The sequence below is a fragment of the Sulfurihydrogenibium sp. YO3AOP1 genome (genome assembly GCF_000020325.1).
In the GTDB taxonomy this organism is placed as follows: Bacteria; Aquificota; Aquificia; order Aquificales; family Hydrogenothermaceae; genus Sulfurihydrogenibium.
Genome location: NC_010730.1, coordinates 1783725 through 1799062 on the forward strand (window position 1 = coordinate 1783725; position 15338 = coordinate 1799062).

At 32.3% G+C, this 15338-nt stretch carries 20 protein-coding genes and 1 tRNA gene; 14 read left to right on the forward strand and 7 right to left on the reverse strand.

The features are described 5' to 3' along the window. Window positions 1–23 precede the first annotated feature (23 nt). Window positions 24–443 (reverse strand): DUF5335 family protein, encoded by a 420-nt coding sequence (locus tag SYO3AOP1_RS08810; RefSeq protein ID WP_281340843.1) that lies wholly within the window; start codon window positions 441–443, stop codon window positions 24–26. A 181-nt stretch (window positions 444–624) separates the two neighbouring features. Here SYO3AOP1_RS08810 and pyrF point away from each other — a divergent pair, with 181 nt between their 5' ends. The 14 genes from pyrF to SYO3AOP1_RS09310 all read left to right on the forward strand — a co-directional run bounded on the left by pyrF (window position 625) and on the right by SYO3AOP1_RS09310 (window position 11230). Then, complete coding sequence (gene pyrF, locus SYO3AOP1_RS08815) at window positions 625–1308, forward strand: orotidine-5'-phosphate decarboxylase (protein WP_012460376.1); 684 nt, start codon at window positions 625–627, stop codon at window positions 1306–1308. Window positions 1309–1313: 5 nt separating this feature from the next. Then, window positions 1314–2882 (forward strand): DNA methyltransferase, encoded by a 1569-nt coding sequence (locus SYO3AOP1_RS08820; RefSeq protein WP_041674817.1) that lies wholly within the window; start codon window positions 1314–1316, stop codon window positions 2880–2882. Then, on the forward strand, window positions 2883–3668 hold the full coding sequence (locus SYO3AOP1_RS08825) for a TdeIII family type II restriction endonuclease (protein WP_012460378.1): 786 nt from the start codon (window positions 2883–2885) through the stop codon (window positions 3666–3668). After that, entirely contained in the window at window positions 3665–4984 is a 1320-nt protein-coding gene (gene rpoN / locus SYO3AOP1_RS08830) for an RNA polymerase factor sigma-54 (RefSeq protein ID WP_012460379.1), read from the forward strand. The genes SYO3AOP1_RS08825 and rpoN overlap by 4 nt, the downstream gene beginning before the upstream one ends. Before the next feature lies 1 nt (window position 4985). After that, complete coding sequence (gene raiA / locus SYO3AOP1_RS08835) at window positions 4986–5549, forward strand: ribosome-associated translation inhibitor RaiA (protein WP_012460380.1); 564 nt, start codon at window positions 4986–4988, stop codon at window positions 5547–5549. 328 nt (window positions 5550–5877) lie between these two features. Further along, window positions 5878–6330: a 50S ribosomal protein L13 gene (rplM, locus tag SYO3AOP1_RS08840; protein WP_012460381.1), complete on the forward strand. Its 453-nt coding sequence runs from the start codon at window positions 5878–5880 to the stop codon at window positions 6328–6330. A gap of 14 nt (window positions 6331–6344) precedes the next feature. Continuing rightward, window positions 6345–6773, forward strand: coding sequence for a 30S ribosomal protein S9 (gene rpsI / locus SYO3AOP1_RS08845; RefSeq protein WP_012460382.1), 429 nt, complete (start codon window positions 6345–6347; stop codon window positions 6771–6773). 8 nt (window positions 6774–6781) lie between these two features. Further along, window positions 6782–7804: an N-acetyl-gamma-glutamyl-phosphate reductase gene (gene argC, locus SYO3AOP1_RS08850; RefSeq protein WP_012460383.1), complete on the forward strand. Its 1023-nt coding sequence runs from the start codon at window positions 6782–6784 to the stop codon at window positions 7802–7804. After that, complete coding sequence (gene rfaE1 / locus SYO3AOP1_RS08855) at window positions 7801–8754, forward strand: D-glycero-beta-D-manno-heptose-7-phosphate kinase (RefSeq protein ID WP_012460384.1); 954 nt, start codon at window positions 7801–7803, stop codon at window positions 8752–8754. Before argC ends, rfaE1 begins: the two co-directional genes overlap by 4 nt. 457 nt (window positions 8755–9211) lie before the next feature. Continuing rightward, window positions 9212–9454, forward strand: coding sequence for a phosphoribosylformylglycinamidine synthase subunit PurS (purS, locus tag SYO3AOP1_RS08860; RefSeq protein WP_012460385.1), 243 nt, complete (start codon window positions 9212–9214; stop codon window positions 9452–9454). A 3-nt stretch (window positions 9455–9457) separates the two neighbouring features. Further along, entirely contained in the window at window positions 9458–10138 is a 681-nt protein-coding gene (gene purQ / locus SYO3AOP1_RS08865) for a phosphoribosylformylglycinamidine synthase I (protein WP_012460386.1), read from the forward strand. 9 nt (window positions 10139–10147) lie between these two features. Next, window positions 10148–10396 (forward strand): hypothetical protein, encoded by a 249-nt coding sequence (locus SYO3AOP1_RS08870; protein ID WP_012460387.1) that lies wholly within the window; start codon window positions 10148–10150, stop codon window positions 10394–10396. Continuing rightward, window positions 10389–10772 (forward strand): hypothetical protein, encoded by a 384-nt coding sequence (locus SYO3AOP1_RS08875; protein WP_012460388.1) that lies wholly within the window; start codon window positions 10389–10391, stop codon window positions 10770–10772. The genes SYO3AOP1_RS08870 and SYO3AOP1_RS08875 overlap by 8 nt, the downstream gene beginning before the upstream one ends. A 2-nt stretch (window positions 10773–10774) precedes the next feature. Beyond that, the gene (locus tag SYO3AOP1_RS09310) at window positions 10775–11230 is read left to right on the forward strand and encodes a TlpA disulfide reductase family protein (protein WP_012460389.1); all 456 of its coding nucleotides are present in this window, start codon (window positions 10775–10777) and stop codon (window positions 11228–11230) included. Here SYO3AOP1_RS09310 and SYO3AOP1_RS08880 read toward each other — a convergent pair. From SYO3AOP1_RS08880 to accC, 6 genes are all read right to left on the reverse strand, one after another. Then, window positions 11212–11285 (reverse strand) — tRNA-Arg (locus tag SYO3AOP1_RS08880). The genes SYO3AOP1_RS09310 and SYO3AOP1_RS08880 overlap by 19 nt on opposite strands. A 1-nt stretch (window position 11286) precedes the next feature. Then, window positions 11287–12126 (reverse strand): deoxyribonuclease IV, encoded by an 840-nt coding sequence (locus SYO3AOP1_RS08885; RefSeq protein WP_012460390.1) that lies wholly within the window; start codon window positions 12124–12126, stop codon window positions 11287–11289. Then, window positions 12120–12758: an MBL fold metallo-hydrolase gene (locus SYO3AOP1_RS08890; RefSeq protein ID WP_012460391.1), complete on the reverse strand. Its 639-nt coding sequence runs from the start codon at window positions 12756–12758 to the stop codon at window positions 12120–12122. Before SYO3AOP1_RS08890 ends, SYO3AOP1_RS08885 begins: the two co-directional genes overlap by 7 nt. Next, window positions 12748–13278 (reverse strand): DUF29 domain-containing protein, encoded by a 531-nt coding sequence (locus SYO3AOP1_RS08895; RefSeq protein WP_012460392.1) that lies wholly within the window; start codon window positions 13276–13278, stop codon window positions 12748–12750. The genes SYO3AOP1_RS08890 and SYO3AOP1_RS08895 overlap by 11 nt, the downstream gene beginning before the upstream one ends. A 2-nt stretch (window positions 13279–13280) precedes the next feature. Further along, a complete protein-coding gene (locus SYO3AOP1_RS08900; RefSeq protein ID WP_012460393.1) occupies window positions 13281–13805 on the reverse strand; it encodes a DUF29 domain-containing protein in 525 nt (174 codons plus the stop codon). A gap of 74 nt (window positions 13806–13879) precedes the next feature. After that, window positions 13880–15235, reverse strand: a complete 1356-nt coding sequence (gene accC, locus SYO3AOP1_RS08905; RefSeq protein ID WP_012460394.1) for an acetyl-CoA carboxylase biotin carboxylase subunit — start codon at window positions 15233–15235, stop codon at window positions 13880–13882. Window positions 15236–15338: the final 103 nt, after the last annotated feature.

Here is a 15338-nt window from a genome sequence, read left to right on the forward strand (position 1 = left end):
GCTTTAAACCCCACCCTTTATGGTTATTGTGGTAATGCTAAAGGTGACATCAATCTAATTAGATGTTTTGTTCCATCACCTTCTACAACTTCAATTAACTTAATGCCATCAATTTCTTCATCGATAGCAATTTCCTTAGGTTGTGGAATAATGTGTTCGTGTTTTTCTAACGTAACAACAAACTCATCATCCTTTGGGTCGTAAGATAAACCAATCAAAGGTTGTGCCTTTGTTTCAACCTGATCGCCAATTTCTTTTTCCACTACTTCGATCATTGCTTCTTTTGACCCAAGATTTTTTGATACTTTGTCAAAGAAACCTTCCCATTGAGATTTGTCAAATTTCTTTATCATTTTGTCCTCCTTTTTATTTAATACTACTATAAATATAAACCTTTTAAAAGCCATTGCAACAGAAACTGTTCCAAAAATCCACATCGTCATTCTGAGCAAAGCGAAGAATCTCATTTCCTCTCTTTTTAAAAAATGAGATCCTTCAGCCTTCGGCTTCAGGATGACGGAAAGGCAAACTTACGAGAATTTTGGAACACCCTCGATTTGATTTTGGCATGATTTTTGTAGTAGAATTATAAATTGTAATTATAATTGAATAGGAGTTTAAATTTTGAAAAAGTTGGCTCTTGCTCTTGATGTAAATGATATCAACCAAGCATTAGAAATCGTTGATGAAATCCAAGATAAAATTATTATTAAGATAGGCTATAACCTTTTTATTAAAGGTGGAATTAATTTTGTAAAACAAATTAAAGACAGAGGATTTGATATATTTTTAGATTTAAAGCTTCATGATATACCAAACACTGTTTATAACGGCGTAAAAGCTGTATCAGAAATTGGCGTTAATTATCTAACAATACATTCTCTTGGCGGTCAAGAGATGATTCAGCAAGCTGTAAAAGCAAAAGAAGGAACAGATTTAAAAATCTTAGCTGTAACTATTCTGACAAGTCATGATGAAAACTATCCAAAATTACTTGGCTCTTCTTTATCAGTCCCAGATTTGGCTTATAGATTGGCAGATATGGCAGTTAGCAATGGTTCAGATGGGATAGTTTGTTCAAGTCATGAAGTAAAGTTTTTAAAAGAACATATACAAAAACCATTTATTGCAGTTGTTCCGGGTATAAGACTTACAAAAGAAAAAACAGATGACCAAACAAGAATAGCAACGCCGGAAGAAGCTCTAAGAGATGGTGCAGATATAATAGTTGTCGGAAGACCTATTTTAAAAGCAGAAGACAGGAATAAAATTATTAAAGAAATGTTGAGTGTTATAGAGGAATTGTGATGTTGATGGAAGATAGATTTGTAAGCTTAAAAGAAGCTTCAACTTGGGCTTCAAATTATTTAAACAAAGATATAAAAATTTCAAATATCTCTTATTTGGTTCAATATGGAAGAATTAAAAAATATGGAAATAACGGGAAAGTTTTAGTAAGTTTAAAAGAACTTAAAGAATATTATGATAAGACTTACAAAATAAATCAGCAGAAAGAAGAAAATATAAACTGGAGTTTATCTTTTGCAGAATACTCTGAAGCAGAAAGGACAAAACACGTTCACAGAATTCATCCATACAAAGGTAAATTTATTCCACAATTAGTTGAATATTTCTTAGATTCTCATACAGACTCTTTTAAAAAAGAAGTTTACTTTAAGGCGGGAGATATAGTCCTGGATCCTTTTTGCGGAAGCGGGACAACACTTGTTCAAGCTAATGAACTTGGTATTCATGCAGTAGGAGTAGATATCTCTCAATTTAATGTGATGCTGTCTAATGTAAAGGTTAGGAAACATGATTTAACTTCTATAGCTAAAACCATTAAAGAATTGACATTAAAGTTAGAAAATTATCAAAATAATCTAAATATTAAAAGCTTTGAAGAAGAACTGCAAAGTAGATTAAAAGACTTTAATGATAAATACTTTCCATCTCCAGATTTCAAAAGGTGGATTTCAGAAGGTAGAATAAAAGAACAAGAGTATGGCTCAAAGAAAGAGAAGGAATTTTTAAACATCTATAATGAACTTGTAAACAAGTATAAAATAAAAATCAAACAAAATAACAATAAAACGTTTTTAGATCTATGGTATTTAGACCCTGTTAGAAAAGAGTTAGACTTTTTAGCGAATGAAATAAAAAATATAAGCGATCAAGATATAAAGGAAGTTTTATATATCATATTGAGTAGGACTGCAAGGTCATGCAGGGCGACAACCCATTCAGATTTAGCAACATTGAAAGAGCCTGTTTACACAACTTATTATTGTAAGAAACATAGAAAGATATGTAAACCAGTTTTTACTATCTCTAAATGGTTGCAGTATTATGCAGACGATACATTAAAACGATTGGCAGAGTTTGACAAACTCAGGACAGATACATTTCAAATATGCCTTGCAGGTGATAGTAGAAAAATAGATATTTTTACAGAAGTAGAAAAACAAAGTCCACGATTTGCTGAGATTTTAAAAAAACAAAAAATTAAAGGAATATTTACAAGTCCACCATACCTTGGTTTGATAGACTATCATGAACAACATGCATATGCTTATGAAATATTTGGATTTGAGAGGAAAGATGACTTAGAAATAGGTTCTTTATCAAAAGGAGTAGGAAAAAGGCAGAAAGAAGCATATATTAAAGATATAGCAGAGGTTTTAATAAACTGTAAAAAATATTTACAAGAAGACTACAATATATTTATAGTTGCAAATGATAAATATAATTTATATCCAAAAATTGCAGAACTTGCAGGTATGAAAATAGTAGATGAATTTAAAAGACCAGTGCTATGTAGAGTGGAAAAAAACAGGGATCAATTGTATTCTGAGTCGATTTTTCATCTTAAGGAGAAGTAAATGTTTTTAGATAAAGAGCAAATTATTGAAGTTGAGAAAACAATAGAAGATAGTATAAAAAGAAAGTTAAGGGAATATGAGCCAGAAACAAACTATATGCCTTTTCATTATAGACTTTTAGGAAAAGATAGAATGGCTTTATACTCCTTTATCCATTCATTAAATACATCTTTTGGAACATCCATTTTTGAACCAGCAGCTTTAATCCTCTCAAGAAAAAACTTTATTGAAGCACATAAACAATATCGTGTCGGTAATCTCATAAGCACTCATGCACAAGCAGAAATCCAAAAAATAATAGACGAATTAGCCTCAGGTCAAAGAAATCCTAATAAATTTGAAGAGATAGAAAGGATAAGAAAAGTAGTAAAATCAGGGAAATTGGTTAAAACAAAGGTTGTTAAAGTTGACATCTTTTTGAAAGATAAAGATGGAATGGTTCATATGCTTGATTTAAAGACAGTAAAACCAAATATATCTGAGTTTAAAACATTTAAAAGAACTTTGTTGGAATGGATAGCTATATATCTACAACGAGAACCTGATGCCAAGATAAATTCTTATATCGCAATACCATATAATCCATACTATCCAAGACCTTATGAAAGATGGACTATTAAAGGAATGATTGATATAAACAACGAGCTTAAAGTAGCAGAAGAATTTTGGGATTTCTTAGGTGGAGATGGAGCTTATGAAGAATTATTAAAATGTTTTGAAAGAGTTGGAATAAAACTTAGACCAGAATTGGATCAATACTTCAGCAGGTTTAAGGACCAGCTATGAAACAAAACTTAGGACTAAAGCTTCAGCATAAGTTAAACCTTACACTTAGTTTAAAGCATCAGCTTAATATAATGGTGATGCCAAAACAAGAACTTCTTCAAGAGATTATTCATGAACTTGAAGAAAATCCATTCTTAGAAGAAGAGATTCATATAAATAATGACTATCAAGAAAAACTTACAGATTTATCTGTTTCTTATTCAGAAGATGAAGAAGAGCTAAACCCATTAAACAGACTAACTTACAAGCCATCACTTCTAAAAACCTTAGAAATTCAGATAGATTTAGAATTTGATGGCAAAGAAAAAGAGATAGCATTAGACATTATAGATAACTTAGACGAGAAAGGGTATGCTTCACAAGAAAGCTTAAACGAGATAGCATCAAAATACAATGTAGATATTGAAGCAGTAGAAAAAATAAGAAAAAAATTAATGAAGCTTGAGCCAACAGGACTTGGTGCCAAATCATTAACAGAATTTTTAATTACAGAATATAGAGAAAAATTTGGAAGAGACAGCATAGCAGAGCAGATTATCCAAGAAGATTTAAACAAAATCAAAGATAAAGAATATTTATTAAAAAAATATCAAATTGATGAAGAAGCTCTTGAAGAGATTATTTCAAACATAAAAGCATTAAGACCTTATCCACTTTATGGATATGAAGACTTTGAAGCACACTATGTAGAGCCAGATATTTTTATATATGAAACAAACGATAAAGACCAGCCTTTTGAGATAGTAATCAATGAACAAGACTTACCAAAGCTTAATTTAACGAATCAGTACAAAAAAATTTTAAATAGAAAAGATATAAACGAAGAAACAAAAAAATTCTTGTATGAAAAATTACAAAAAGCTATTGGTTTAATCAGAGGCATAGAACAAAGAAGAGAAAATCTAAAAAATTTAGTAGAATCTCTTGTAAATCAGCAAAAAGATTTTTTACTCTATGGAAAAGAACATTTAAAACCACTTACTTTAAAAGATGTATCTCAAAAAATAGGATTACACGAATCAACAATCAGCAGAATTGTATCAAATAAATTTGCACAGACCCCAATAGGAGTATTGCCTTTAAAAGCATTCTTCTCAAACAAAGTTAGCAAAGAAAGTGGAAATATCTCATCAGATCGTGTAAAATACTTAATCCAGAATTTAATAGAAAATGAGGACCCTAAAAAGCCATTAAGTGATAATGATATAGTAAACTTACTTAAAAAAGAAGGAATTCATATAGCAAGAAGAACAGTAACAAAATACAGAGAAGAGTTAAATATACCTGATTCAAGAAAAAGAAAAAAAGGAGGCTAGCATGCAAGTAGAACATGTCGGAAAAAACATTGAAATTACTGATTTTATCAAAGCTTATACAGAACATAAGCTTGAAAGATTAAAACATTACTTAAAAGATTTAGACGTAGCACCAGACTCTGTAAGGGTAAGAGTAGTTTATGATTTTGAAAAGCATAGACACAGAAACAGAGTAGATATAGATGTTTATCTTAATACTCCAGGTGGTGGTGTAATCCATGCTTGGGAAGAAAGTAATGACCTTTATTCAGCTATTGATTTTGTAATTGATGAAGTAGAAAGACAGCTTGTTAGATTAAAACAAAGAAGAATTGAAGCATCAAGAAGAGAATCAAGATTAGAAAAAATGAAAGAACATACTGTTCAAGAATCTTCAATAGAAAGAGCTTTAATTGTTATTGAACCAATGCCTTCTGAAAAACCTTTGACTGTTGAAGATGCAAGGTTAATGTTAGAAGAGACCGGAGCATTTTTCTTACCATTTATTAATTCTGAGACCGGAGAAGTTAACGTAATTTACAGAAAAAAAGCGGGTAATTATGGCTTAATTACTCCAAGAGCTTAATTATTAGATTTGTTAAGAAAAAAATTAAGAATTTTTAAAAATTGAATAAGAGATCCTTCGGCTTTACAGCCTCAGGTTGATAGGAAGAGTAATAATAATGTCATTCTGAAGCTGTGCAAAGAATCTCCTTTTTTCTATTTAAAAAAAAACAATAAAGAAGGGGGATCCTTCGGACTAAAGTCCTCAGGATGACGACCAAAGTTATATTTACATATACATTCTACAGCTTGCAAAAATTTTAGAACAACCTCTAATTGTAGTTTACAAAATAGGCTTTTTTATGCTATAATATTGTTTTGAATTTTTAAAGCGAGAGAGGAGTTTGATGATGAAGACATTCCATTTGAGAAAAGAAGATGTAAAAAGAGATTGGTATATCATTGATGCAAAAGGAAAAAATCTTGGAAGATTAGCTTCATTAATAGCTAATGTATTAAGAGGAAAGCATAAGCCAACTTTCCAGCCTGATGTAGACTGCGGAGATTATGTTGTGGTAATCAATGCAGACAAATTTACAGTTACTGGTAAAAAACTAACAGACAAAGAATACAAATTCCACACAAACGCACCCGGTGGTTTAAAAGTTAGAAACCTACAATGGATGATAGAGCACAAGCCAACTGAAGCATTAGCGTTAGCAGTTGAAAGAATGCTTCCGAAAAATAAACTCCAAAAAAGATACATGAAAAGATTAAAACTCTATGCTGGAGAAACACATCCACATACAGCGCAAAATTTAAAGCCTTTAGAAGAAGTGTCAAAATTATGGAAAGCTATTTAAGGAGGTAATTAATCTTGGAAAAAACAATAAAAATAGACCCTAAGGTGGCACACTACGGAACTGGAAGAAGAAAAGAGGCAATAGCAAGAGTTTGGATTCTTCCCGGATCCGGAAGAATTATAGTTAGAAGTGCATCCGGAAAAGAATGGGATGCAAAAGAGTATTTTGAAAGAGATATTTTACTTGCAAAAATAAACCATCCATTTGTAGTTACAGAAACACTTGGGAAGTTTGATGTTTATGCAACTGTAAAAGGCAGTGGAAAACCTGCACAAGCAGAAGCTGTGATGTATGGAATAGCAAAAGCTCTTGAAAGCTATAACCCATCATTAAGAGCATTACTAAAACCAGCTGGATTAATGACAAGAGACGCGAGAGTTAAAGAACGTAAGAAATACAACCAAATGGGTGCAAGAGCGAAATACAGATGGTCTAAGCGTTAATTTATTCTATGAAAGTTTGTATAGCTGGAGCTTCTGGATATACTGGAATAGAACTTTTAAGAATTTTAGAATTATACAAAGAAGTTGAAATAAATCAAATAACGTCAAGACAATACAGTGGGAAGGCTTTAAAAGAAGCTTTCCCATTCTTTAACAAATCAAAATACCAAGATTTAATCTTTACTGAAGAAGTAGATGCAGCTTTGTCTGATGTTTATTTCCTATGCCTACCACACGAGCCTTCCTTAGAACTTGTAAAAACGCTTTATGAAAATAACAAAATTATCATAGACTTATCTGCAGCATACAGAATAAAAAATAAAGAAGCATATGCGGAGTACTATGGCTTTGAGCATAAATTTCCAGAACTTTTAGAAGTGGCGGTTTATGGACTTGCTGAAGTATTTAGAAATGATATAAAATCTGCAAAAATAATAGCAAATCCCGGTTGCTACCCAACCGCCACAATTCTTGGCTTATATCCTTTGGCTAAAGAGTGTAAAATTCAAGATGACACAATCATTGTAAATGCTCTATCCGGAATTTCCGGTGCCGGAAGACATTTAAAAGAAGATTTTATGTATCCAGAAAGCTTTTCAAACGCGTATGCTTACAACATTACAAAACACAGACACACTCCGGAAATGGAGGACGTTATAAAAAGAATTTCAGATAAAGATATAAAAGTCAGATTTACTCCTCACATAATCCCGGTTTCAAGAGGAATGCTTTCTACCATCACAGTTAAAACCGACCTATCAAAAAAACAGTTAAGAGATTTATATTTTGATTACTACGATAAAGAATACTTTATAAGACTCCAATATAGACCTGTTAGAATTAAAGAAGTTCTTGGGACAAATTTCTGTGATATTTTTGTAGATAGAGATGAGAAGACAGGTTACGCAGTAATTACCTCTGCAATAGATAATCTTAGCAAAGGTGCTTCTTCTCAAGCTGTCCAAAATATGAATATAATCCTTGGATTTGAAGAAAGTTATAATCTAAAAAATCTACCAATCTATCCATGATTACAAAAGAAAGAGCAGTCAATTTAATCAGTAAGTTTCCTGATATTACTGTTGGGGTTATTGGAGATATTATTCTTGATAAATACTTATGGGGAGATGTAGAAAGAATATCTCCTGAGGCTCCCGTTCCCGTTGTAGATGTAAAAAAAGAGACGGTATCTCTCGGTGGTGCATCAAACGTTGCAAATAACATAGCTTCCTTAGATGCTAAAGCTTATATGATTGGTGTAGTAGGAGATGACGAAAACGCAAAAATTATTGAGAATTTACTAAAATCAAAAAACATAAATCCAATCTTGATAACAGACAAATCAAGACCAACCATTGAAAAAACCCGAATAATCGCAATCAGTCAACAGCTTTTAAGAATTGACAGAGAGGATAGGTCAAAACTGTCTACCGAGATTGAGGATAAAATCATCAATGAGATTAAAAATATAAAAGACGAAATAAATGTCTTTATCGTTTCTGATTATGGAAAAGGTATCATTACTCAAAGAATTATGGATTTTATAAAATCTTTAAACAAACCTATCTTTGTTGACCCTAAGCCATCAAATTATCAACTTTATAAACATACTACCATTTTAACTCCAAACAAAAAAGAAGCATACGAAAGTATAAAAGCAGATAAAAACACAGACCTTGAATTCGTTGGAAGAAAAATAATGTCAGACCTTGAATTAAACCAGCTTTTGATTACACTTGGCGGTGAAGGTATGGCATTGTTTGAAGGTGATAAAATTTTACGTATTCCGACTAAGGCTAAAAAAGTTTTTGATGTAACAGGTGCAGGAGATACTGTTATATCTGTTCTTGCTTTAGCAAGATTGGCAGGTGGGACTTGGGAAGAGTCTGCATCTTTAGCAAATACGGCAGCCGGTTATGTAGTGGGAGAAATAGGAACTGCTACGGTTTCAAGAGATATTTTAATAGATTTGATTGGTTAATGTGAAAAGTAAGAAGTTGACGAACTTACGTAAGGGTTAAGAAATAATAATTAATCTTAGGTTTTGCCTAATTACTGCCAAAAATTTCTCTTGATTTCTGTATAAATGAGATTGCTTACAAAAATCCACACCATCATTCTGCAGCCGTCGAAGAATCTCCCGTTTTTCTTCTCAAATCAAAAATCAAAAAAATGAGATCCTTCGGACTAAAGTCCTCAGGATGACAAAGAAAGAGAAAGAGTAGGGGACAATTCATGAATTGTCATTACAGAGGAGGACGAGAATTTGGAAGTAAACTATTTCATCTATAGCCGTGCAAAGAAGCTCCGTCTTTTAATCTCCTGCTTTACTAAATTCTTACCCAACGTGTTTTTAAACAATGTATTACAATTGATATTACATTCAACCCAAGCTTAACTATGGTATAATAACTAAAAAGTCAATACGAGGACAAGCAATGCTAATAAAGTTTTTTATCAAGCCAAGAAAAGGTGTTCTTGACCCACAAGGTAGAGCAGTTGCAGAAAGTTTAAAATCCTTAGGATTTGATAATGTAAAAGATGTTAAAGTAGGAAAATATATAGAAGTTTATGTAGACAGCAAAGACAAGGAAAAAGCCATAGAAGAAGCCAAAGAGATGGCGAAAAAAGCAATCGTCAATGACCTTATAGAAGACTATGAAATACAAGTGGTGGAGTAAAAAATGAGATTTGGAGTTGCTGTATATCCAGGTTCTAACTGTGATTATGACACTTACTACGTAATAAGAGATATTTTAAAAAAAGAAGTTGAATTTGTTGATTATAGAGAAACGGATTTATCTAAATACGATTGCGTTATAGTCCCTGGCGGATTTTCTTTCGGAGACTATTTAAGACCCGGAGCAATAGCATCACATACTCCATTGACGCAAGCATTAAAAGATTTTGCATCAAAAGGAAAGTTTGTAATAGGAATATGCAATGGCTTTCAAATCCTTACAGAAGCCCATTTGCTACCAGGTGCATTACTGCCAAACAATCATGGAAAATTTGTGTGTAAGCATCAAAATTTAAAAGTAGAAAATAACGAAACCCCGTTTACAAAAAATTTAAGCAAAAATCAGATTATAAAGCTCCCTATCGCACACCATGATGGAAACTACTTCGTTGACCCAGAGACTTTAGCAGAAATGGAGAAAAACGGACAGGTAATTTTAAGATATTGTGATGAAAATGGTATAGTAGATGAGTCTACAAATCCAAACGGCTCAATTGGAAACATAGCAGGTGTTTGTAATAAAGAAAAAAATGTATTCGGACTCATGCCACACCCAGAAAGAGCTTGCGAGTCAATTCTTGGCACAGCAGATGGATTGCTATTATTAACATCATTAATAAACTAGGAGAAGATAATGACAGATATAGAAAGAAAGAAATTAGAAGAGTTGGTTGCAAAAGTTTTTACGTTAGCATATGAACTTGGGACAAACGTTGATGAACTTTTTAGAGAAGTAAGACAACTTAGATTTGAAACAAAAGATAAAGACTTTGAAGCAGCACTTATAAACTTGGAACATGCATTTTTTATGGTTGCCCAATCAATCAATATTCTAAAAGACCAAACGAGAAATACAATAACTTCAACCAAAAAAATTGCTTAAAGAGAATACTGAGCTAAAAGTTAACATCAAAGGTTTTGAAGTTTTAGATGACGGAGAGATAAAGTATCTTGAAGATATTTTAACTCCTTTAATTCTTGTTGAAAATACCCCAAATTACAAAGAAAGTGTTTTTTGGTATAAGATTAGAAACCTATGGGTTTTGGTCGGTAAAATTCCACCGCTTACAATAGAATCCAGTGATGTAATCTTGTTCAAAGAAAAAGGAAGGTGGGGTCTATTTAAAATCATAGAAAAAAAAGATAGCATGTTTATCTTAACAGATGGTAAAGGTTTAAGAAAAACAAAAGTAAAAGAAGAAAATCTTACAGAGTTAAATTTACTTGGAAAAGTATTGAGAGTTCAAAATAAGGTGTAGAAATGGCAAGAAAGATAATCGTTTTAGTATTGCTTATTTTAGCTTTTAAATCTTTTGCTAAGGATATGCTAAAAGATAAGTTTGGCAATCCTGTAAAGCTTCCAGAAAACAAATTAATTGTGCTTAATTTTATGGCTTACAGCTGTGGTCATTGTATGGCTGAAATCCCAACTATTAAAAAAGTATTAAGAGAACCAGAATTTAAAAATAATTTTGTTGTGATTGCTTTCGCAATAGATGGAAAACAAAACGATTTTAAAGACCCAGAATTTCCGATCTATGCAAATCATCCGGGGAATCAGGTAAGATTTCCAATCTTAGGAACACCCACAACTTATATAATCACTCCAAATGGTAAAAAGTTAATTACAATATATGGTGCTTTAACAGAAGAAAATTTTAGAAAGTATTTAAAAGAAGCTTTAAAGAAAGCACAAAGCGCGCCTGGCAGGATTTGAACCTGCGACCTTCGGCATCGGAAGCCGATGCTCTATCCAGCTAAGCTACAGGCGCATCACTTTATTAAAGATTTTAACAAATTAATATTTACCCTGTCCATATCTCCTTCTTTTGGTGTTTCTAAGATAAAAGGAAGTTTATTAAAATCATCATCATTTAAAAATATTCTAAAACCCTCCAACCCAATAAAGCCTTTTCCAATATGTTCATGTCTATCTTTTTTAGAGTTAAAAGGAGCTTTAGAATCATTACAATGTATAACTTTTGTCTTTTCTAAGAGATTATAATCTATAAGCTCTTTTTTAAAGCTATTAAATCCTTCGTCGGTGTTTATCTGATACCCGGATGCAAATATATGGCAAGTGTCAAGGCAAACACCTATTTTTTCATTTTCAAAAGGTTCAATTAGTGTATAAACTTCTTCTAATGTTGCTCCAACTTCTCCGGATTGACCTGCCAACGTTTCAACTAAAAATGTTGTATTTTTTAGATTTAATCTACTAAATATCTCTTCAAAAGCTCTTAAAATCCTATCTATCGCCTGCTTTTTTGGATTTCCTTTTGATTTTCCTGCATGAATTACATAATAATCAATTTTTAACTCTTCACAAAGCTTCAACTCCTGTATAACGCTTTCTATGGATTTTTTGTATAATTCTTCTTCAAAGGATGCTAAATTAAAAAGATATGAAGCATGTACTACTAACGGATGAATTTTATACTCATTTTTCTTTTGTAGAAATCTTTCTTTTTCTTCATCAGTTCTTTCTATCCAAGCCCAAGACCTTGGAGACCTTATAAAAAACTGAATTGATGAAGCTTCTACTTCTTTTCCCCTTTCAAAAACAAGGTCTAAGGATTTTGAAGATGATACATGAGTTCCAATGTTTACCATTTTAATCTAAATACTCCTGTAATAAAAGGATTTGTTCTTTTTTCTATACCAATGGTTGTTTTAGGTCCATGACCGCTGTATACGACTGTATCTTCCGGAAGCTCCATTAGTTTTTTTAAAGACTCTTCTAACATCTTTCCATTTCCACCGGGCAAGTCAGTCCTTCCAACGCTTCCTTTAAAAAGCGTATCTCCAACAAATATAATTTTTTCTTTTTCGTTAAAAAAACACACACTGCCCGGTGTATGTCCGGGCGTTTCTATAACCTGAAACTCTAAATTACCAAATTTCAATACATCACCATCTTTTACATCAAAATCAGGAGATGGGCATTTTACAGCTTTTATAATGTAGGCAAAGTTAGGAAAAATTTCGTTGTTAATCAAAAATTCATCTTTTTTATTCATGTAGAAAGGAACATTTAATTTTTCTTTTAAATATCCAACTTGACCTATATGGTCTAAATGTCCGTGGGTTGCAAGGATTGCTTTTACATTTAAATCTTTTAATTCATTTAAAATAAATTCCCCATCAGCTCCCGGGTCTATAACCACTGCATCTTTTGAGTTTCCATCAAAAACGATAAAGCAATTTTCAGCCAAAGGTCCTACTGTTAGAGTTTTAACCTTCATAATCTTCCAAGTCTTTTAGCCATGGCTCGTAATCTAAAATCTGCTCAAATGTATAAGGACATTTTTCAGGGAAATCTTTTTCTGTTGGTATTCTGCCAAAATACTTTTTTGCTAAGCGAATATTTTCAGGGTCTTCAAACCATTTAATTAATCTTCTTACAGCATCTTTCCATGCATACTCTATTTCATTGTAAGATTTAACTCTTAATGATGGATATCTATCAAAAAGTCTTAGTATTTCAATTCTTCCATTGTTTATACTTCTAATCCAACCATTTCCCATTTTTTCATTTTCTCTAAAATTTTCCCACTTGTAAAGATGCTCCAAGATAACAGCCATAAAACTAACTACGCTGTCCAAATGCCTATTACCCATATCCTCGATCTCCTCTAAGAGATGCTCCCAGTCTACCAAATCAAACTGCTTATCTTTTAAAAGCTTTAGATTCTCTTCTACCCATAAGACAAAGTCTTTATCGTAAAGCTTTTTTAATTCTTCTTTGTTAATCTGAGCAATCATTTTTACTCCTCCAGGTCTTTTAGCCATGGCTCGTAATCTAAAATCTGCTCAAATGTATAGGGACATTTTTTCGGAAAATCTTTTTCTGTTGGTATTCTGCCGAAGTATTTTTTAGCTAAATGAATATTTTCAGGGTCTTTGAACCAAGAGATAAGCTCTAAAATTGCATCATTCCATGCGTTTTCTAATTCAAATTGCGCTTTCACTTTTAAAGATGGATATTTTCTAAACAGCTTATATATGCCAGTTCTCGAGTTTATTATGCTTTTTATCCAGCCGTTTCCCATTTTTTCATTTTCTCTAAAATTTTCCCACTTATAAAGATGTTCCAAGATAACAGCCATAAAGCTAACTACACTGTCCAAATGTCTATTACCCATATCCTCGATCTCCTCTAAGAGATGCTCCCAGTCTACCAAATCAAACTGCTTATCTTTTAAGAGCTTTAGATTCTCTTCTACCCATAAGACAAAGTCTTTATCGTAAAGCTTTTTTAATTCTTCTTTGTTAATTACTTGTGTTAACATAGATAAACACCTCACTTAATATATGCACAATGTAATTAAAATTTGACATAGATTAAAAAAATTTCAACACCAAATTATACTTTTATTCCTAAGAACTCTTTATCAACTAAGGAAGTCGTATAAGTTCCTTTTATAAATTCCGGATGTTCAAGCATTTTTAGATGGAAAGGAATAGTAGTTTTAAGTCCTTCAATAATAAACTCTTTTAAGGCTCTCTTTCCTCTTTCTATAGCCTCTTCCCTCGTTTTCCCCCAAACAATAAGTTTAGCTATTAAAGAATCATAGTATGGCGGAATAGTATATCCTTGATATATATGTGTATCTACTCTAACACCGTAGCCACCAGGAAGATATAGTTTTTCTATTTTTCCCGGTTGAGGAACAAAAGAGGTTGGGTCTTCTGCATTTATTCTAAACTCTATAGCATGACCATTTGGTCTAATTTCTTCTTGTTTTATGGTTAGTTTTTGTCCGTCTGCTATTTTTAATTGCCAAGAAACTATATCAACACCTGTAACCATTTCTGTAACAGGATGCTCAACTTGTATCCTTCCATTCATTTCAATAAAATAAAAATTCTTATTTTTATCAACGATAAACTCAACAGTTCCGGCACCTGTAAAATTAACAGCCTTGGCGAACTTGACAGCTGCTTCTCCCATCTCTTTTCTTATCTTTTCATCTATAAATGGAGATGGAGATTCTTCGATAAGTTTTTGATGTCTTCTTTGAACAGAACACTCTCTTTCTCCAAGATGTATGACATTTCCAAACTCATCAGCTAATATTTGAATCTCTATATGCTTTGGATTTTCTATAAATTTTTCTATATAAACTCGTCTATCACCAAAAGAACTTTCTGCCTCTCTTTGTGCTAAAGGTAAAAGCCTTGCAAGTTCTTGCTCGTTATGGGCAACTCTCATACCTCTACCACCACCACCAGCTGCAGCCTTTATAAGTACAGGATATCCTATTTCAGAAGATATTTCCAAAGCTTCTTTTAGCTCCTCTACCGGTGGACTACCGTGAATTATTGGAACTCCTGCCTTTTTTGCTACTTCACGAGCCTGTGCTTTATCTCCTGTAAGTTTTATTGTTTCTGAAGATGGTCCGATAAATTTGATATTGCTTCTTTCACAGATAGCTGCAAAGGTAGGATTTTCTGCTAAAAAACCATATCCAGGATAAACTGCATCAGCATGGGTTAAATCTATAGCAGAAAGCAACGCAGGAATATTTAAGTAACTCTTTGTCGCATTAGCAGGTCCTATACAAACTGATATATCAGCTAAATCTTTATGAATACAATCTTTATCTCCTTCGGAATAAACAGCAATACTTTCCCCGCCAAGCTCTTTAATGGACCTAATAGCCCTAATAGCAATCTCTCCTCTGTTTGCAATCAATATTCTTTTAATTTTTTTTAACAACTTTCTTACTCCTGACGAAAAATTATTATAAAATTATATTACAAATATAACCTAAGGATTTAACAATGCAGGAAAATCCTGAAAAAAAGCGTGTCTTTTTAGT